Consider the following 19,504-nt stretch of genomic DNA (forward strand, 5'->3'; position numbering starts at 1 on the left):
CCTTCCGCGATGAAGCCAGCACCACGCCGTCATCGATCGCGGGGAGGCGCTCTTTTTTGCAGCCGTGTCGGCCAATTCGTACCGCTGCCGGTAGGGACGCGGCATTTTCTTGACCGGTTGTTCCAGATATGCTACATTGGCATCAACGGAAAGGGGACCGAACCATGGCACGGACGAAAGAATTCGATCAAGACGCCGTCATCGAGAAAGCGATGCGGCTCTTCTGGGAGCAGGGCTACGAGAAGACGTCCATGAAGGATTTGGTCGCGCATATGGGGATTCATAAAGGCAGCATGTACGATACCTTCGGCGACAAACAGGCGTTGTACTTCAGAGCCTTGGACCGCTACGCCGACCTGACCGAGCAGGCCGTTCTGGGCCGCGTCGCCGAGGCCCGTTCCGCCAAGGAGGCCATTCGGATGCTCTTGGAAGCGACCCTCCAAGCGGATAAACCGCATCCGGACGGCTGCTTCATCGTCAATACGGCCGTCGAGCTGGCCAAGCACGACCCGGAAGCGAAGGACCGGGTGCTCCGCAGCTGGAGCCGGACGGAGCAGTGGTTCCGCGACCTGATCGCGCGCGGCCGGCAATCCGGCGAACTCGGCGACGCGCTGGATACCGAAGGGCTGGCTGCTTCCCTGATGAACGCCTACATCGGCCTGACCGTCATGGCGAAGACAATAACGGACCGCGATAAATTGCGCGCGATCATCGATATGCACATGAAAATGCTGGATTAAAGCGAAAGGATCATGGCGTTAAGCCGTGATCCTTCTTTTGCGCGCGCCGCGAATTCGATCGCGGGACCGCGCGTCGCAGCGGTGGCTCGAGAGGGTTCATCAAGCCGATGAAGACGGTTAATTCGCCGGGCATCCGGGTAAATTATCGGGGATGATTCGAATTCCGACTCAGACCCAGACTCTAGCTCAGATAATCGAACGCCGGAGGGATTTAGATGAGAAACTATGTGACAACGATCGCGCTGCTCGGCACGCTCGCCGGCATGATCGCGGCATCCGGTACCGCCCCGCATGCCGACGCCCGCGAAGCGGCCAGGAAAATCCGGCCATTCAACGCCAGCGACGCGGCGATGGCGCTGAAGACGTTGAACGGCTTTTATAAACCGGCGCTGGCCGGACAATTCCCCGGCGAGGCGAGCGGATTGACAATCGGGGCCAGCACGCGCCAGAACGTCATCGGCAAGATCGGCCAACCGGACAAGACGAGAACGAACGCGGACGGGTTCGACTTGTATCACGCGGAGATGGGGCATCCCGGCTATGCCATCGCCTACAAGCTGAACAAGGTTCGGGAAATGCGCTACTTCGGCACCCAGGTCGAACGGCAGACGAACATCGGCGGGATATCGAAGAAGCTGCTGTTTACCAAATGGGGGAAGCCTTCCGGCTCGGTCGTCATCCGCAACGGTTCGCTGGTCCAGCAAAAAATCACCTACAACCGCGGCAAGTACAAGCTCGCGTTCATCTTCAACAGCAGCACGAACCTCGACCATATTAACCTGCTCAAACGTTGATCGGCCGAGGCGGGAAGGACCATGGCGGCGCGAAAGGGGAAACCCTCGCGCCGTTTTTTATTCGTTGCGCCTACGAATAGAAATCGCCCGGCGGTTGGAACTTAATGCAAGGCAGGCTATCCACAACACTACTTACTCGATTGGAGCGCTTGATTCATGAGGGACAACTTCCGTAAGCGAATGACGATGATGTTGGCGCTGGCCATGGGCTTGACGAGCTTCGGGACGATTGCCGCCGCCCGGCAGCCGTCCGAAGCGGCGCCTATTCATGAGGCAATGGCCGGCGGCCGTAAGGAGACGGCGGCCATTCGGCCGTTTCGCGTGCATTTCTCTGACGCGGAGCTGGCCGACCTGCGCAGGCGTATTCTCGCGACCCGATGGCCGGACAAGGAAACGGTATCCGACCAATCGCAGGGCGTGCAGCTCGCCACCATCCAGGCGCTCGCGCATTACTGGGCCGCGGATTACGATTGGCGTAAATTCGAGAACCGGCTGAATACGATTCCGCAATTCGTCACGACGATCGACGGCGAAGACATTCACTTCATCCACGTGCGCTCGAAGCATAAAGGCGCGCTGCCGATCATCCTCACGCACGGCTGGCCGGGCTCGTTCATCGAGATGCTGAAGATCATCGGGCCGCTGACGGACCCGACGGCGTACGGCGGCAAAGCGGAGGATGCGTTCGACGTCGTGATTCCGTCCATTCCCGGCTACGGATTTTCCTCCAAACCGACGACGACCGGCTGGGATCCCGACCGCATCGCCCGCGCGTGGGACGTGCTCATGAAACGTCTGGGCTACGACGAGTACGTGGCGCAGGGCGGGGATTGGGGAGCCATCATCACGGACTTGATGGGCGTGCAGCAGCCGAAAGGCCTGCTCGGCATTCATTCCAACATGCCGGGAACCGTGCCGATTCCCATCCATCAGGCGCTGACATGCCGCAGCCCGATGCTCCCCGGACTGTCCGAAGAGGAGCAGCGCGCGTGGAACGAGCTGGCCTACGTCTACGGTCACATCGGCTACGCCGAGCTCATGGGCACGCGTCCGCAAACGTTGACCGGCCTGGCCGATTCGCCCGTCGGGCTGGCCGCCTTCATGCTGGATCACGACGCGAAGAGCCTGGAGCTGATCAGCCGGGCGTTCGCCGGACAGCCCGAGGGACTGTCGCGGGACGACGTGCTCGACAACATCACGCTGTACTGGCTGACGAATACGCCGATTTCCTCGGCTCGCCTCTATTGGGAGAACAAGCATCCCTTCTTCACCGCGAAGGGCGTCAAGATCCCCGCCGCGATCAGCGTCTTCCCCGACGAGCTCTATCAAGCCCCGGAGAGCTGGGCCAAGCAGGCGTACCCGAATCTGATCTATTTCAACCGGGTGAATAAAGGCGGGCATTTCGCGGCATGGGAACAGCCGGCTTTGTTTACGGAAGAGCTGCGGGCGGCGTTCAAGCCGCTGCGCAAGGGGACGAACGGTTAGACGGCTGCGGCAGGGAACGTAAAGCGTTCGTTAACAAATGTAATACGATTGCAATGTTGCGTTCATCCTGCCATAACGAAACAAGCCTATACTAGAACTCGACCCCCTTTTTAAAATAAACACTTTGGCCCGCGGTTTTTGCCGCGGGTCTCTTTTTTTCCTTTGGAGCGCGCGATCCGGTTCCTAAGGTTTTTTTGGTTTTGCCAAGTCGAGCAAATTGGAATTTGCGTTCGTTATCTTGTCGACCAAGCTATTCATCACATTAAATTTGAAAGTTAACATAATAATAATTATGTAATTCCGTCCTCGTTTGACCCTCCCCGGCCATAGTGCTGCGTTTACGATGGTTTATGTCATTAAATAACCTTTCTCTCCAGCCTCACCAGTCGTTTAAGGGAAATTTTACTTTCTGCCGCGTTTTTCTTAATGAGTCTGCCTTAGGCTGTAAGCAAGAAGGACGGGAGGGATTCGGCCATGAGGTTTTGGAGTTCGCTGCGCCGCAGGGATGCGCCGGCAGCCTGGGCGTTTTTGGCGCCGAGCTTGATCGGGTTCGCGCTGTTCTATTTGATCCCGTTTGCCATGAGCGTGTTCGATTCCTTTCTGGCCGGGCCGGATGGCGGCCATTTCGCCGGGCTGGCCAATTACCGCGAATTGCTCGCGAGCGGCTCGTTCCGCAAGGCGGCGGCCAACACGTTCTTCTTCAGCGCGGCAAGCGTGCCGCTCAACCTTGCGCTGTCGCTGACGCTCGCGCTGCTGCTGAACCGCGGCAGCTACCTGCGCCGATGGCTGCGAACCGCCTATGTGCTGCCGCTCGTCGTGCCGGCTGCGTCCGTCGTCCTGATTTGGCAGATCCTGCTGGACTGGAACGGCGCTTTGAACGCTTGGCTCGCGTGGTTCGGCTTCGATCGCCTCGATTGGATGAAGTCGGCTTCCGCCCGCTATGCGGTGATTGCCTTCTACCTGTGGAAGAACGTCGGCTACAACATCATTCTGTTCCTGGCGGGGCTGCAGCAGATTCCGCAAGATTATTACGAGACCGCCCGGATCGAGGGAGCGGGCCGCCTTCGCCAGTTCGGCAGCGTGACGCTGGTGTATCTGACCTCCACGACGTTCTTCGTCGTCGTCGTATCGATCATGAACTCGTTTAAGGTGTTCCGGGAGACGTACCTGATCGGCGGCGAATATCCGCATGACAGCATCTATATGCTGCAGCACTACATGAACAACATGTTCCTGTCGTTGGACCTGCAGAAGCTGACGGCGGGCGCGACGCTGATGGCCGCGTGCTTCCTGTTGATCGTGCTGGGACTATTCGCGCTGGAACGGCGATACCGGCGGTTCATGGACTAACCTTCGGCATCGGCGCGGGAGATCATGGAGCTTGGCGGGCGGGAGTTGATTAGCGGTTTTAACTCGAAGTTACTGGAACAGGGGTGGGAAACGTTCATGTCCGCGCTTAAGGTCGCGCAAAAAGGCGCGCTAACGCTCATATTGGGAGCCGTCGCGCTGCTGATGCTGTTCCCCGTCGTCCTCACGTGCGCCGATTCGTTCATGAGCGGCATGGAGATCGGCATCGACTACGGCTCCGTCGGGCAGACGGAAGCGGGGCAGCCGGGAAGGGAGGCGCGCTTCGCGAACGTGAAGCTGGTGCCGGATCAAGCGTCGCTGGAGCACTATCGCAAACTATTGATCGATACTCCGGATTACTTGAAGCTCTTCTGGAATTCGGCCGGGCTGGTCGCGCCGATCATCGCGGGGCAGACGGCCGCCGCCGCTTGCGCCGCCTATGCGCTGGCCAAGCTGCGGTTTCGCGGCCGCGAATCGCTGTTTCTCGCGTACCTGCTGACGATGCTGATGCCGTTCCAGGTCACGCTGGTGCCCAATTATATCATGGCGGATCAGCTGGGGCTGATGAACAGCCGCGGCGCCATCATCCTGCCGGGCATCTTCGCGGCGTTCGGCGTGTTCATGCTCCGGCAATTCATGCTGCACATCCCTTATGCCTACATCGAAGCGGCGAAGATCGACGGCGCCGGTCACGTCCGGATCTTCGGCTCGATAATCCTCCCGATGGTAAAGCCGGGCATCGCCGCGCTCGTCATTTTGCTGTTCGTGGACTATTGGAACATGGTGGAGCAGCCGCTCGTTTTTTTGCAGGATCCGTTCAAGCAGCCGCTGTCCGTCTTCCTGGCGCAGCTGAGCGCGGACAAAGGAATCGCGTTCGCCGCCTCGGTCGTCTATATGGCGCCGATGGTGCTGCTGTTCCTGTACGCGGAAACGTATTTCATCGAAGGCGTGCAATTGTCGGGCATCAAGGGGTAGCCGGTCAGCAGTCAAACTGTGCAGAGGAGTAGAACGGAAGATGCGAGAGGAAACGGCCGACCGCGGGCGCAAACGAACGATTCGTTTGCTGTTTCTCGCCGGAACGGGATTGTTGTTGTTTTTTACCTTTTTCAGCCAGACGCTGCTGTCGTTCACCCTGCCGAAGGCGACCGCGGAGGAAGCGGCAAGCGGCAGCCTCGCGTTCGCGCTCGAGGGCAGCGGCACGGTCCAGCCCGTATCGGTCGCGTCGCTGGCGAATCCTGCCGGCTGGAAAGTGCGGGACATTCTTGTCCGGGAAGGGGATCGGGTGAAGCAAGGCCAGACGCTGATCACCTACGACGCTTCGGCGGCCGAGCAAGAGCTGGCGGACGAGACGGCACTGCTCGCGAAGATGAAGCTCGAACTAGAGAGCGCGCAAGACCGGTACATACAGCTCGCGAGGGAGGGCGATCCCTTCCAGATTCGCGGCGCGAAGCGCGACATCGACGCGCAGAAGCTCGACCTGGCGACGCAGGAGCGGAAGCTGGGCGGACTTCGGAAGAAACTGGACGACGAGCGGATGCTGACGGCGCCGTACGACGGCACGATCACGGCTCTGCATGCCGTGGAAGGCTCGGCGTCCGGCGGAGAGCCGGATGCGGTTATGGCCGGCAGCGGCCAGGGGTTTCGGTTCGAGCTCGCCGTGGATGCGGCGCTCGCGTCCGATCTCGGCGTCGCGGTCGGGCAGCGGATCGACGTCGACGTCGCCGCGCCGGGCCAGCCGCCGCGAACCGTGCAAGGGACCGTGGCCGAGCTCGCCGATACCGGTCCGCGGGCGGACGTCTCGTCCGGCGCGTCCGGCGAGGCCCCGGCGGCGATTCCGCAAAAGCGGCTGCGGATTCGGCTTGCCGACCCCGGGCTGAAAGGAGGTGAGCAGGCGCATCTCCGGCTGGAGAAGCGTTCGGGCGAAGAAGGATGGATCGTGTCCGGCGACGCCGTTCACCGGGACCGCGACGGCGACTACGTCTATCGGATCGAAGAGCAGCGGGGCGCGCTGGGCAACATTTATATCGCGCGCAAGGTCCCGCTGAAGGACAGCCGGTCGAACGGCACGGAGACGATGATTCAATCGGATGCGATTTACGAGCACGACTTGATCATCCAAGCGAGCAGCGAGCCCCTGCAGGACGGCGACCGCGTACGGCTGCAATAGCCGAGCGCCGCGGCGGGGCAACGAATGGGAGGAATGAACGCATGAACAAATGGCTGATTCTATGCGCGGCCGGTTTGCTGGCCATGGCCGCGACCGGCTGCGCCTCCGGAGACGAAGGGGCCGAACCCGCGGCCGCCAGCGAGCAAGGCACCGCGAAGGGGAAGACCGTGCTGAAGCTGGCCATTCAGAAGCAGAGCGACTATTACGCGGCGCTGGAGAAAGGGTTCGAAGCGAAATATCCGGCGATCGACGTGCAAATCAAAGCCTACGGCCAGGAATATCAAAAAACGGCCAACGCGGAGCTGCTGGCCGGGAAAGGCGCGGATCTCTACGAGACCGACAGTCTGCCGGTCCAGGATTACTTGGACAAAAAAACGTTCGTGAATCTGGACGACCGGCTGGCGCAGGAGAAGGAGCTCGATCGCAACGATCTGGAAACGAACATCCTGCAGGCGGTCAAGCTGGACGGCGGCACCTATGCCGTTCCCGCCGGATTTTCCTTGCGGGCGTTCATCGGCGACGGCGACGCGCTGCAGACGGAAAGCTACGACGAACGGAAGTGGACCTGGACCGATTTCGCGGCGTTCGCGCGGCAGGCGATCGAACGGGAGCAAGCAAGCGGCAAGGAACGCCGGTACGCCATGACCGATTATACGCCGGACATGCTGCTGCAAGAAATGTTCATCGACAATTACCCGGCCTTCGTGGATCGCGCGGCCCGCAAGGCGAGCTTCGACGGGCCGGAATTCACGGCAATGATGAAGCAGATCAAGCAGATGTACGACGATCGGGTCATGAGCGCGGATCCGGCGGCGTCCGGCAAGCAATTGTTCTACTCGGCGGTCCTGCAATCGCCGGCCGACTTCATCAACGGGCCTTACGCGCTGTTCGCCAATCCCGTGCTGGTGCAAAAGCCGCATGCGGCGGGCCAGCCGGGCGGCATGCGGATCATTCCGCAGCGCCAGCTCGCCGTCAACGCCAAATCGACGGTCCAAGACAAGGCATGGGCGTTCATCGCGTACGCCTTGTCCAAGGAAGGGCAATCGCTGCCGGCCAGACCGGGCATGTCGCTGCTCAAATCGGTGAACGCGGCGCAGCTCGACGAGCTGCGGCAGCAGGCGAAGGCCGGGACGTACAAGCTGCCCGGCGGGAAGCCCGTCAACGTCCCGGACGAGCGATTCGCGCAGTACGCGCAGCTGCTGGACACGGCGACGAATTACGCCCTGCCGGACAGCCGACTGATGAACATCGTCGGCGAAGAAGCGATCACCTACTTCGGCGGGCAAAAGTCCGCGGAAGAAGCGGCGAAGCTGATTCAGAACCGGGTGACGACCTATCTTAACGAATAAGCGCCTCGCCGAAGTAAAGCGTATGGCCTTGGTCGTCCTCGATCACGAATTCCCTCGTGCCCCATGCGGTCTCTTGCACGTCCCGCAGCAGGCGAACGCCCCGGGCTTCCAGCGACGCTGCCAGGGACGCGGCATCGTCCGTCGCGAAGTAGAGATGGAAATGCTCGCCCTCGCGCGTGTAAGCGATGGAAGGGTCCGGCTCATCGACCAGCTTAAGGTGGAACTCTTGGTTGCCGGCACGAATGCCGGCATAGAAGTCCCCGTGCCGGAAGGCCAGCTCCATGCCGGCCCGAGCCGTGTAGAAGCGAATGGAGGCCTCGAGATCCGTCGTGCGCAGTTGTGCGGTAATGCCGGTTACGCGCATTGTTTTCCTCCTCATGGACGGCGAAGCGCCGCCGGGATTTGTCCACCTTCATGACACCCTCATCATACCATCGAAGCCGCATCGATTGCGGCTTTTTGCATGCCTGGAAGGAAAATTTTGTCCGACTCCGAATTAGTACCGTATGCGAACGGAAAACATAGGCCCGCTTGACGGGCTGGAGACGATGAGACGGCCGCTGCTGCGGTATTGCCGGCAGTTGACGGGATGCGGCTGGGACGCGGAGGACCTCGCGCAGGAAGCGATTCTCAGGCTGCTCGGCGTGACCGCGGAGAAGCCGGCGCGGGATATCAGCTTCCGGTATGCGTGCCGGACCGCGAGAAATCTATGGATCGACCGTACCCGGCGCTCGTCGCGGATCGCGATGGTGCCGTATCCCGAGGAGGCGCCGCGAGGGGCTTTCGGGGCATCGGACGACGAGCTGGACGTGCGCGAGCATCTCGAAGAGCTGGCCTGGCGCTTGCCGCCGAAACCGTTCGTCATCCTGCTGTTCATGGACGTGTTCGACTTTACGGCGAAGGAGACGGCGGCCTGGCTCGGCGGCTCGGAAGTCGCGGCTCAAGTCGCGTTGTCGAGGGCGCGCGCCCGGCTGCGGGCGATGAAGCGCGACGCCGGCGAGAAGGGGGCCGGACGCGGCAACCGCCCGGTCAACGCGGCCGCGGGGAACGCTTCCGGGCATGCGGCCTTCTTCGAAGCCGTGCTGAACGCGTTCCGCGAGCGGCAGCCTGCGGCGATTCAGGAGGCCTACTTGGCATTGTCCGCGTCCGGCGCCAGATTGAACGGCATTCGGGCCTTGGGCGGCAAGACGCATTTTGCCTTTCAGGATCCGGACGGCAACGTGCTGATGGTCGTATCGGCTTTCGGCGCGTAAATATTTTCGATCGGCCTGTATGGAATGGGGTTCCCGGATCGTTTAGTAAGGGAACGGACAGCAACCCTTGAGGAGGATATGGAAATGGCGAACAAGGCATTGTTGAAACGGATCGAATGCGCGTATTTGCCGGTCAAGGACGTGACCGCGTCGGCGGCGTGGTACGAGCGCGTGCTCGGCTTGAAGCTCCGCTCCCCGATCGAACCGGGCCGCGGGGCGATTATGATCATGGACAGCGGCCAATGGTTGTTCCTGCTGCCCTGCGGCGAAGGCCATCCGCTGGGCTTCGAGACGACCGGCTGGACGGAGGACGGCTCGCCGTTCGAGATGTTTCCGATCTGCTTCGAAACGGACGATATCCGCGGCATGCACGAGGCGTTGGGGCAGGCGGGCGCCTGGATGGAGGAGACGGTCCGCGACGAAGGAAGCTGCGGCTTGCAGCTGAACTTCAAGGATCCGGACGGCAACAAGTTTCAGGTGTGGCAGCTGCCGGTCGCGGCCGGCGTTCCAACGCCGTAGTTCGACAACGGATGACGAGGCTGCCAAGCCGGCGGCCTTTTTCGCGGGCGAGAGCGTCGGTTAGCGGGATGCCCCCGCGGATACGGTTGACCGTGCGAGGGGCGAATAGGGGTACTACCGGGCGTAGTACCCCTATTCGGCATGCGGCTATGAAAGTTGGCACTGAGCAGCTTCCGGCCCCCGGCGTACAATGGCGCTATAGGGAGGAGAGGACAGCCATGAACAAGAAGTTATCCGCGTCGGACGCGGACGCCGTCATCCTTCTGATCGACGGGGACTGTCCGCTCTGCCATTGGCTGGCGCGCTTCGTCGGCGAGCGCGATGCCGCGGGACGGTTTCGGTTCGCCGCGCTCGATTCGGCCGCGGCAAGACGGTTATTGGCGGAAGCCGGACGTCATGCGGCTGATGGGACAACAGACGAAGGACATGCAGCCGATAAACGCGCAGCCGCCAGGAACGACGGCCGTTCGACGGCATCCGGGCCGAATCGACGCGGCCGCGCGGCCGCCGGGCCGGCAGACACCTTCGTCCTGATCGCGAACGGGCGCTGCGACGTCAAATCCGGCGCGGCGCTTCGCGTTCTGCGCGAGCTCGACGGGCCGTGGCCGCTGCTGTACGCCGCCATCCTGATTCCCGCGTTCATCCGCGACCGCGCGTATGATTTCGTCGCGCGCCGGCGCTATCGCTGGTTTGGCCGGGACGGGGTTGGCTGCGCGCTGCCCGATTCGAATCTGCGCGGCAGGCTGATCGAAGACGGGGAGGGGGACCAGCCATGATGGAGCTGGCTTGCGGTCAGCTTGGCTTCGGCGCCCCGATGCCGGATTTTCTGCTTCGCGGCGCGGTCGCAGGAATCTGGCTAGAAAGAAAGGCAAGGCCGACAAGAAGTCCAGCCCAACATCCAGATTCTGGTTGACGCTGTTCGAAAGCCCGTGATATAGTGTCCTTATTCCAGATCCCGAACGAAGGATCGAGCAAAGGAGGTCTTCCCAATGGCAAACCCTATCGCCGCGATTCCATCCAATTCCATCCAACCGCATAGGCTTGAAACCATTGGCTGACCCTGCCGTGCGTATGCATTGATTCCCCTGTATACCTCGCTCCAGGCGGTTGCGCCTGGAGCTTTTTATTGTTTTCTCCAGGTCCCCGCCTGCACGGCCACGGTTCAGCCGCGATTGCCAACGACAGAAAGGGGTTCTCCGCATCATGCCGCAAAACCGAACGCGCACGCCGAAACCGCCAAATCCGCCAAACACATCAAAACCGTCAGCACCGCCAAAACCATCCATGACCTGGCTTTTCCGCTACTTGCGGCCCGTCAAATGGCGGATGCTCGCGCTGCTGCTCCTGCTGCTCGCCACGACGGCGCTGCAGCTCGTGAATCCGCAAATCGTCCAACGCTTCATCGACCAAGCGACCGGCTCGGGGAGCGTCTCCGGGCTGCTGTCGCTGGCGGGACTGTATCTCGTCGTCGCCGTATGCAACCAACTGTTCACGGTCTCGGTCGACTACCTGGGGAACGACGTCTCCTGGCGGGCGACCAACCGAATTCGCGCCGACCTGCTCAAGCACGTCTTGCGGCTCGACATGCGATTCCATAACGTCAAGTCGCCGGGCGAGATGATCGAACGCATCGACGGCGACGTGACTCACATGTCGAACTTCTTCGCCATGTTCATCGCCAAAATCGTGGGCAGCTTCGTCCTGCTCGCGGGCATACTCGGCTACATGTACGCCTACAATTGGCCGATTGCCGCGACGATGACGGTCTTTACCGTCCTGTCCGTCGGCGTCATGTTCCGCCTCCGCGACATCGGCGTAAGCGCCTCCCAAACGGAGCGTCAAGCGAACGCCGCCCTGTACGGCCTGATCGAGGAGCGGATCGCGGGCATCGAGGACGTGCAGGCGAACGGCGGCGTGCCGCGGCTCATGAACCGCTATCACCGCGCGATGCGCGCGGTCTTCCTCGCCGGCCGCAAAGCTTGGATGCGCCGCGTGCTGCCTTGGAACGTCACGGTCGTCTTGTTCACGATCGCCGTGACCGCGGTGCTGATGCTCAGCGTCCGCATGTACGTGCAGGGGCAGATCACGCTCGGCATGCTGTTCCTCTTCTTCCAGTACACGCAAATGCTGAACGATCCGATCGAGCAGCTCGGCGATCAGCTGCAGGAATTCCAGAAAGCGAAGTCCGGCATGCGCCGCGCCCAAGAGCTGCTCGCGCTGCGAAGCGAGATCGCGGAAGGCGGGCAGGACGACCTGCCGCAAGGCCCGCTGTCCGTATCGTTCGAGCACGTTAGCTTCGGCTACAATGCGGACCAGCGGATCCTGCACGACATCACCTTTCGCTTGAAGCCGGGCGAGCGGCTTGGCCTCATCGGACGGACCGGGAGCGGCAAGTCGAGCATCAGCCGGCTGCTGCTCCGGCTGTATAACTTGGACGGCGGCGTCATCCGGGTCGGCGGCACGGATATCCGCGACTTGAAGCTGGCGTCGCTCTATCGCAGAGTCGGCATGGTCACGCAGGACGTTCAGCTGTTCGACGGTACCCTTCGCGACAACCTGACGCTGTTCAACCCGGAGCTCGCGGACGACGCGATTCTCGAGACGACCGAGCGGCTCGGGCTGCGTCCGTGGATCGAGGCGATGCCGGGCGGGCTGGACGCGCGCCTTGCCGCCGGCGGCGCTTCGCTCTCCGCGGGGGAAGCGCAGCTGTTCGCGCTGACGCGGGTGTTCCTGACCCAGCCTAGCTTGGTCATCCTCGACGAGCCGTCCTCGCGGCTGGACGCCGCGACGGAGGCGATTCTGCAGAAGGCCGTGGACCAGCTGCTGGAGCGGTGCACGGGCATCGTGATCGCCCACCGGCTGGCTACGCTCGACCGCGTCGACAAGATCATGGTGCTGCGCCAGGGCCGCATCGTCGAGTTCGGCGCGCGCGCGAGCTTGGCGCAGGATCCGGCATCGGAATACGCCCGGCTGCTGAGAGCCGACCGACAGGAGGAATTGGCATGACCGTCACGCAATTCGTGGGGCGATTGTTTCGCTACAACCCCATGCTCTACTTGATCAACGGCCTGTTGTGGGGCATCTTCCACGCGATGCCCGTCGGCATCGGACTCGGGATGAAATGGTTCTTCGACCGCTCGACGACCCAGTCCCACGACTATCTCTGGCTCGCGCTGCCGCTAATCGTCGTCGCGTTGATCCGCTTCTCCCGCGTCGGGATGTTCTTCGCCGCTTTCTACGAGTGGGTGACGTACATCTATCACCTGCAGGCCATTCTGCGTCGCAACATGCTGGCCGGCATCATGCGCTGGCCAGGACGCAACCTGCCGACCTCGCCCGGGGACGCGATGACCCGGTTCCGGGAGGACGTGGACGAAGTCGTCGAATACGTCGAATCCTGGGTCGATTTTTGGGGCCGCTTGATCTACGCGACGGCCTGCATCGTGATCATGACCCGCATCAATTGGCAGATCACGCTGGTGGCCATTCTCCCGCTCGTCGTCGTCACGCTGCTCAACAACCTGTCCGGCAACCGGGCGCGGCGGTATTCGCGGTTGAACCGGGAAGCGACCGGCCGAATTACGGGCTTCATCGCGGAGACGTTCGGCGCCGTGCAGGCGGTGAAGCTCGGACGGGCGGAGGACCACGTGCTGAACCGGTTCCTCGAACTGAACGAGAGCCGGCGGAAGGCGGCCCTGAGAGACAATCTGTTCAAGCAATGGATGCGCTCGATGAACCAGCACGTGCTGACCGTCTGCACCGGCGTCATCCTTCTGATGTGCGCCGCGGAGATGAAGGCGGGCCGCTTTACCGTCGGGGATTTCGCGCTCTTCACGTCCTATCTGACCACGTTCTCGTTCAGCGTCTCGCTGTTCGGCTACATGGTCTTCCAGCACAAGCGTCTGCGCGTGGCGCTCGACCGGATGCGAAGGCTGTTCCGCCCGGGCGAGGAGGACCGCGTCATCGAGCATAGCCCGGTCTACCTGTACGGAGATCCTCCGGAGGCGGAAGACCCGGACGTGAACGAAGACGACCGTTTGCAGCGTCTGGAGGTTCAAGGGCTGACCTATACGTATCCGAATTCAGACAACGGCATCCGCGACGTCGGCTTCCGCCTGGAACGCGGCAAATTCCTCGTCGTCACCGGCCGGATCGGCTCGGGCAAATCGACGCTCGTCCGCACGCTCCTCGGCCTGCTGCCGAAGTCGGAAGGCAGCATCCGGTGGAACGGACGGCTGATCGAGGATCCGGCCGCGTTCCTCAAGCCGCCGCGGACGTCGTATACGCCGCAAGTGCCGCGGCTGTTCAGCGACACGCTGGGCGAGAACATCACGCAGGGCGCTCCCGTCCCGCCGGAGGCGCTGGAACGCGCTATTCGGCTGGCCGTCATGGAGCAGGACCTCCGCACGCTGGAGAACGGGCTCGAGACGTTCGTCGGTCCCCGCGGCGTCATGCTCTCCGGCGGACAGATCCAGCGGGCCGCCACCGCCCGGATGCTCCTGACGCAATCGGACGTCTTTCTCTTCGACGACCTGTCGAGCGCGCTCGACGTCGAGACGGAGAAGCTCCTGTGGGAGCGGCTGTTCAAGGAACGGGACGTGACCTGCATCGCGGTGTCCCATCGCCGGGCGGCGCTGGCGCGCGCCGACCACATCCTCGTGCTGAAGGACGGACGGATCGAGGCCGAAGGCACGCTGTCCGAGCTGCTCGCGACGAGCGCGGAGATGCGGCTGCTGTGGCAAGGCGAGGATACGAAAGCGGACGCCGAGGAAGAAGAAGCCGAGCAGCCGGCATGAGGCGGCTGCTCGAATCACCCGCGAGGGGCAAGGCCCGGCAGGAAACCAGTCCTGCCGCTTTTATCACGCTAGCATCAGCGTTGTCATCGCCGCAAGCATCACCGCTAACATTACCGCTGTCATCAGCGCCAGCATCGCTGCTATCCTCGAGGCTCGCTATTCCTTGTCGCCCGCATCGCGCCTCAGGCCAAGCACATCTCCTGCAGGTCCGATCGCTCGTCCCGGCCCAAGCCGAATTCTTCGGCGAGATAGACGTCGACGCTGCCGTACGTCTGCCGGATCGAGCGGAACACCGCCTCCATGAACGATTCCTTCACGCCCAGCATCTGTTCGACGTTGCGCAGCTCCGCTTCGTTCACGTGTTCGGCAAGCCGGCTCAGCTGTTCCGCGTTATAAGCTTTCATGGTCTCGTTGGTAAGCAGGTAGTCTTCCATGATCGCGGCTTCCGGGACGCCGAGCGCGAGCAGAATCAGCGCGGACCCGACGCCCGTACGGTCTTTGCCCGCCGTGCAGTGATGGAGGAGGCCCAGCCGATCCGGGAGACGTATGAGCGCCATGAGCCGTTGATAGGACGGATTTTGGATCGCGAGCCTCGAGTACATGCCGAGCAGCATGTCTTCCGCGCGGAATCGTTTGAAAAATCCGCTGTTGACCAGATCCACGATATAGTGCGGGCTTCGTTCCTGCTGCTCCATGCGGGCGGGCATATTCATCGAGGCGGCTTGGTCTTCGGGAACGGCCGAGAGGCGTATATTCATGACGCCGGCGACGGCGGGATCCGGTTTGTGGCGCGCTTCGCTTTCGTCGCGGTAATCGAAGATCGTACGGATCCGAAGGGCTTGGAGCGCCGCCAGATCCTGCTCCGTCATGGCCGTCAATTCATCGGAGCGATAGAAGAGACCCCGCTTGACGGTTCGTCCGTCAACCGTCTTATAGCCGCCCATGTCGCGGAAGTTGCGCGTGCCTTGAAAGGGGATGAGTCGGTTCATGCGTGCACCTCGTTGTCGTTGATATTAAAAAGCCGGAGATCGGCCGGGCAGCGCCCATAACCGGTCTCCGGCTCGGGATGACCTTCATTGCGTCACTGATTTTTCGCCCATTCGTCAAGCTGTTTTTGCTTCTCGGCCACGATTTTGTCGGATCCAGCAAGAAGAGTGTTAATGAGGTTTGATGGTTTTGTAAAAGGGGAGGGGAAAAAACTGGTTAATCGACGAGCAAGGGGGAAAAAAGACCGCCCTCGGGGGGACGGTCTTCGGTTCGCGGTTCCGATGCCGGCTACATGTAGCGCACCAGCTCTTCGCGGTTATTTCTCATCGAGGCTACGAACGCTTCCTTCGCGCCCGTAATATTGCCTTGAAGCAGCCGATCGTAGACGTCGAGGTACAGCTTTTTGCTCGTATACGGGCGGTTTGGGCTGTTGACGGTCCGGTACAGCACGACGAAATATTGGATTTTGTCCTTGTACATGTCGAACGTCTGCAGGATGCACAGGTTGCGCGACGTGGCGAGCAGCGTCCGCACGAACAGGAGGCCGTTCTCGTAGTATTCGCGGTATTGCTTCCGTTCGCTGGCCGCGGTCAGGTTGTCCAGATACTGCTTCATCGCCGGCAGCGCGTCCTCGTATTGGCTTGGCTCCGCGGCATCCAGCACGTAGACGTACAACGCCGTCAATAAGTCGAACATGTCGTACAATTCCTTGATGTCGATGCCTTTCACGAGAATGCCGCGTTTCTTGAGCGTTTCGACGAAGCCTTCCCGCGACAGCACGGCCATGGCATCGCGAATCGGCGTCCGGCTCATGCCTAGCTCCGCGGCAAGCTCGTTCTCGGAAAGCAGCGTTCCGGGCACATAATCGCCGTTCAGCAGTTTTTGACGGACGTGGCGGTAGGCGATGTCTACCAATGGCAAATCGGACATGAGTAGAGGCTCCTTTTACGGTTCGTGGTCGATCGGGGCTTCCCGCGGTTAACGGCTTGGCCGAAAGGGATCGATCGATGCTATATGCAAGCATTATGTTTCTTGTATGTAAGGGTAATGTTACTGGCGTATTAAGGTTGTGTAAAATTTACGGTGCCACCGGTAGAATGAGGAACGCGAGGGAATGCACGGGGATTCGTACAAGGCATCGCAGCAGCCTCCCGATAAGCAAGAGAAACCCGCGCGATGCGCGGGTTTTCTCAAATCGTCTACTCGATGATGAATGCCGACCTATCATCTATTCCTTATAGGCTATTATAGAAAGTCGTCTCCGCGGAACGCGACAAGCGAGCCGATGAACAGCGCGGACAAGAGGACGAACACCCCCATGCACAGGTAGGACGAGACGCGTTGGGCGCGCGGCGAGATCGTGATGCCCCAGCTGACGAGGAACGCCCATAGGCCGTTGCTGAAGTGAAACACGGCGCTCAACGCGCCGACGATGTACAGGACGAAGAAGACGGGATTCGACACGATCTCGTGCAGCCTGGCGCCTAATTCTTCATGCGTCACGTTACCCAAGTAGACTTGCAGCCGAATCTGAAAGAAATGCCAAAACACGAAAATGAACGTCAGGACGCCGGTGATCCGCTGCAGCACGAAGGCCCGGTTGCGTCCGTACGCATACTGTCCCGCGTTCAGATTCGACTGGTACGCCATATAGAGCCCGTAAATCCCGTGGAATAAAATCGGGAGGTAGATGCCGATTATTTCAAGCGCGGCCACGAAAGGCAGGCTGTTGATGACCTGCACGGCCCTCGCGAACCCTTCCGGCCCTCGCTCGAAGGACTGAAAGTTGGCCGTGGCGTGCACGAATAGGAAGCCGCCGAGCGGGATGACGCCCAGCAGGGAATGCAGTTTGCGCCAATGGTACGAGCGGTTTGCCATTCTGGATGCCCTCATTTCGATGTCTGTGGTCCGGTCGATCCGTTTCCTGCCGCGGACGGCGGCGGAGAAGCGAAGAGCCTCAGTTTATCCGGATTGCGGACGATATAAATGCCGCGGACCGAAGATCCTTCGGCATGCAGCAGCACGACGGAGTCGACCCGCGACCCCGAATAGACGACGATTCCGGTCTGGCCGTTCACGCCGCCGAATGCGAACCGAATGCCGTCCTCGAGGCGAAGCGACTTTCGGTAGTAACCGATCAGGAATTTGGAGACCGCGTCGCGCGCGGCGATCGGGTGAGCGGCGGCGAATACGTTGCCGCCGCCGTCCGAGACGAGCACGACGTCGTCGGCCAGCATGGAGACGACCGTCTCCGTGTTGTCCTGCTCGAGCGCCGCGACGAATTGGCGGATCCAAGCCGCCTTGGCGGGCTCGGCGACGACCGGCTGCTCCTCGTCGAGGGCCATTTTGCTCTTCGCGCGGCTGTACAGCTTGCGGCAATTGACCTCGCTTTTGCCGATGATTTCGGCGATGCCGGCGTATTCGAAGGCGAGCGCCTCGCGCAGCACGAACACCGCCCGCTCGGCGGGGGAGAGCTTCTCCAGCATGACGAGCGTCGCATAGGAGAGCAGCTCGTCTTGCAGGATGAAATCGAGCGGCTCGTCCTCCGAGGTAGGGACGGGTTCGGGAAGCCATTCCCCGAAATACCGCTCCCGCCGTCGGCGCGCCGATTTGTACAGGTCGCGGCAGCGATTGACGACCATTTTGCACAAATACGCCTTCGGATCGTCCGCCGCGCTCGCCTGGTTCGCGTCGCAAACCTTCAGAAACACGTCCTGCACCGCGTCTTCCGCATCGGACCACGAGCCGGTCATCTGGTACGCCAGCGTCAGCAGCAGTCCGTTATAGGTCTTGAACAGTTCCTCCATGTGAGCCAACTCCGTTTCCGGTCATGCCGTCGATCATTTGGCGAGCATGCTTGCCATTTCCCACGTATAGGTTTTGATTTTCCAGCCCAATTTACCCGTTATCACGAGATCGAGTCCCCATTTGTTCACCCAGGTCAGGCCTTTGTCGGGGCCGAGCCCGATGCAGAACGTCTTCATATAGCTCTCGTGCACCGGTGCTTGACGGCCTTCGAGATCCGCCAGCAGCACTTTGGCGAGTCTGGCCGCTTGAGGGATCGCTTCCTTGCACGTCATGCCGTCGGCCTGACCGCCCGGGGCGACGATTCGGGCGCAGTCGCCGATGGCATAGACGCCCGGCATATCCTTGACCCGGTAGCTCGCATCCACGACCGCGCCGCCTTCCGCCGTGACCGGCAAGCCGAGCGCGCGCAGCATCGGATTGGGCGCCAGCCCGAGCGTCCAGATGCAGAGGCCGACGCGGCGCTCGTCGCCGCCCTTCAGCGTTAAGACGCCGTCGATCTCCTTGACGACGCGTTTCTCGTGCAGAACGTCGACCCCCTGCTCCCGAAGGCAGTGCTCCAGCTTCTGCCCGACCTTGGCGGGGCCGTCGAGGAACAGCCGCCAATGCGCGTTGTACAGCTCGACGGAGACGTCCCGCGGATCGAGACCGAGCCGCTCCGCATCCTTGCGGCCATGATGCGCCAACTCCGCCGCGGTCTCCATGCCGCTGATGCCCGCGCCCGCGATCGCGACGCGCATCAGGCGCGCGCGTTCGTCCGGGTCGGTTTCCGCTTTGGCCCGCTCCAAATTGGCCAGCCACGCGCTTCGAATCCGCCGCGCGTGTGCCAGCGAAGCGAGCGCGATGCCGCCCTGCGCGGGGCTTGGTTCCCGGACCACGCTGCCCGCCGCGACGACGAGCAGGTCGTAATCGATCTCCAGCTCCGCGCCCGAGGCATCCCGATACGCAAGCTTCCGTTCCGCGGAACGAATCTTCGTGACGGTTCCCTGCACCAATTCCACCCCGTCGGGGAAGAGCGCGGTCAAGGGGACGCGAATGTCCTCGTCGGCGACGACCGGCCGAAACAGCAGCACTTTGCGCAGATGATAGGGGTTTCGGTCGATGAGGACGAGACGGAGGGGATGGCTGCCCGCCTGATCCCCGAACAGCTTGCGAATTTCCTTCACGGCATGAATGCCCGCGTATCCGGCGCCGATGACGACGCAAGTTTTCGTATTCATGTTCGCCCATCCTTTCTGCTTCTTTGCTAACAAGACGAGATA

At 61.7% G+C, this 19,504-nt stretch carries 18 protein-coding genes; 12 read left to right on the forward strand and 6 right to left on the reverse strand.

The window, feature by feature from the left end; translation table 11 throughout:
- The first annotated feature begins 164 nt into the window (after positions 1-164).
- The 7 genes from I8J29_RS02310 (at position 165) to I8J29_RS02340 (ending at position 7,882) form a co-directional block, all read left to right on the forward strand.
- A complete protein-coding gene (locus tag I8J29_RS02310; protein WP_208845960.1) occupies positions 165-740 on the forward strand; it encodes a TetR/AcrR family transcriptional regulator in 576 nt (191 codons plus the stop codon).
- Positions 741-955: 215 nt separating this feature from the next.
- A complete protein-coding gene (locus tag I8J29_RS02315) occupies positions 956-1,534 on the forward strand; it encodes a YjgB family protein (protein WP_208845961.1) in 579 nt (192 codons plus the stop codon).
- Positions 1,535-1,690: 156 nt separating this feature from the next.
- Positions 1,691-3,019: an epoxide hydrolase family protein gene (locus I8J29_RS02320; RefSeq protein WP_240545825.1), complete on the forward strand. Its 1,329-nt coding sequence runs from the start codon at positions 1,691-1,693 to the stop codon at positions 3,017-3,019.
- Between the two features lie 474 nt (positions 3,020-3,493).
- On the forward strand, positions 3,494-4,369 hold the full coding sequence (locus I8J29_RS02325) for a carbohydrate ABC transporter permease (protein ID WP_208845962.1): 876 nt from the start codon (positions 3,494-3,496) through the stop codon (positions 4,367-4,369).
- Positions 4,370-4,465: 96 nt separating this feature from the next.
- On the forward strand, positions 4,466-5,341 hold the full coding sequence (locus I8J29_RS02330; RefSeq protein ID WP_208845963.1) for a carbohydrate ABC transporter permease: 876 nt from the start codon (positions 4,466-4,468) through the stop codon (positions 5,339-5,341).
- A 40-nt stretch (positions 5,342-5,381) separates the two neighbouring features.
- Entirely contained in the window at positions 5,382-6,533 is a 1,152-nt protein-coding gene (locus I8J29_RS02335; protein ID WP_208845964.1) for an efflux RND transporter periplasmic adaptor subunit, read from the forward strand.
- 41 nt (positions 6,534-6,574) lie between these two features.
- On the forward strand, positions 6,575-7,882 hold the full coding sequence (locus I8J29_RS02340) for an ABC transporter substrate-binding protein (RefSeq protein ID WP_208845965.1): 1,308 nt from the start codon (positions 6,575-6,577) through the stop codon (positions 7,880-7,882).
- Here I8J29_RS02340 and I8J29_RS02345 read toward each other — a convergent pair.
- Complete coding sequence (locus I8J29_RS02345) at positions 7,872-8,246, reverse strand: VOC family protein (RefSeq protein WP_208845966.1); 375 nt, start codon at positions 8,244-8,246, stop codon at positions 7,872-7,874. The two genes, I8J29_RS02340 and I8J29_RS02345, sit on opposite strands and share 11 nt — an antisense overlap.
- Positions 8,247-8,430: 184 nt before the next feature.
- On the opposite strand from I8J29_RS02345, the gene I8J29_RS02350 reads away from it, so the two are divergent.
- From I8J29_RS02350 to I8J29_RS02370, 5 genes are all read left to right on the forward strand, one after another.
- Positions 8,431-9,135, forward strand: a complete 705-nt coding sequence (locus tag I8J29_RS02350; protein ID WP_208845967.1) for an RNA polymerase sigma factor — start codon at positions 8,431-8,433, stop codon at positions 9,133-9,135.
- 84 nt (positions 9,136-9,219) lie between these two features.
- A complete protein-coding gene (locus tag I8J29_RS02355) occupies positions 9,220-9,654 on the forward strand; it encodes a VOC family protein (protein ID WP_208845968.1) in 435 nt (144 codons plus the stop codon).
- Positions 9,655-9,872: 218 nt separating this feature from the next.
- Complete coding sequence (locus tag I8J29_RS02360) at positions 9,873-10,430, forward strand: thiol-disulfide oxidoreductase DCC family protein (protein ID WP_208845969.1); 558 nt, start codon at positions 9,873-9,875, stop codon at positions 10,428-10,430.
- A gap of 508 nt (positions 10,431-10,938) precedes the next feature.
- Positions 10,939-12,660, forward strand: a complete 1,722-nt coding sequence (locus I8J29_RS02365) for an ABC transporter ATP-binding protein (RefSeq protein ID WP_240545826.1) — start codon at positions 10,939-10,941, stop codon at positions 12,658-12,660.
- Positions 12,657-14,450 carry an ABC transporter ATP-binding protein gene (locus I8J29_RS02370; RefSeq protein ID WP_208845971.1) on the forward strand — a complete coding sequence of 598 codons (1,794 nt, stop codon included), beginning with the start codon at positions 12,657-12,659 and terminating at the stop codon, positions 14,448-14,450. The genes I8J29_RS02365 and I8J29_RS02370 overlap by 4 nt, the downstream gene beginning before the upstream one ends.
- A 182-nt stretch (positions 14,451-14,632) precedes the next feature.
- On the opposite strand, the gene I8J29_RS02375 is transcribed toward I8J29_RS02370, so the two are convergent.
- From I8J29_RS02375 to I8J29_RS02395, 5 genes are all read right to left on the reverse strand, one after another.
- Positions 14,633-15,439, reverse strand: coding sequence for a tyrosine-protein phosphatase (locus I8J29_RS02375; protein WP_208845972.1), 807 nt, complete (start codon positions 15,437-15,439; stop codon positions 14,633-14,635).
- Positions 15,440-15,725: 286 nt separating this feature from the next.
- Positions 15,726-16,367, reverse strand: a complete 642-nt coding sequence (locus I8J29_RS02380) for a GntR family transcriptional regulator (RefSeq protein WP_208845973.1) — start codon at positions 16,365-16,367, stop codon at positions 15,726-15,728.
- A 315-nt stretch (positions 16,368-16,682) separates the two neighbouring features.
- A complete protein-coding gene (locus I8J29_RS02385; RefSeq protein ID WP_208845974.1) occupies positions 16,683-17,315 on the reverse strand; it encodes a succinate dehydrogenase cytochrome b558 subunit in 633 nt (210 codons plus the stop codon).
- 11 nt (positions 17,316-17,326) lie between these two features.
- Positions 17,327-18,244, reverse strand: a complete 918-nt coding sequence (gene sigJ, locus I8J29_RS02390) for an RNA polymerase sigma factor SigJ (RefSeq protein ID WP_208845975.1) — start codon at positions 18,242-18,244, stop codon at positions 17,327-17,329.
- Between the two features lie 33 nt (positions 18,245-18,277).
- Positions 18,278-19,462 carry an NAD(P)/FAD-dependent oxidoreductase gene (locus I8J29_RS02395; protein WP_208845976.1) on the reverse strand — a complete coding sequence of 395 codons (1,185 nt, stop codon included), beginning with the start codon at positions 19,460-19,462 and terminating at the stop codon, positions 18,278-18,280.
- Positions 19,463-19,504: the final 42 nt, after the last annotated feature.

Origin of the sequence: Paenibacillus artemisiicola, from assembly GCF_017652985.1 — a bacterium.
In the GTDB taxonomy this organism is placed as follows: domain Bacteria; phylum Bacillota; class Bacilli; order Paenibacillales; family Paenibacillaceae; genus Paenibacillus_Z; species Paenibacillus_Z artemisiicola.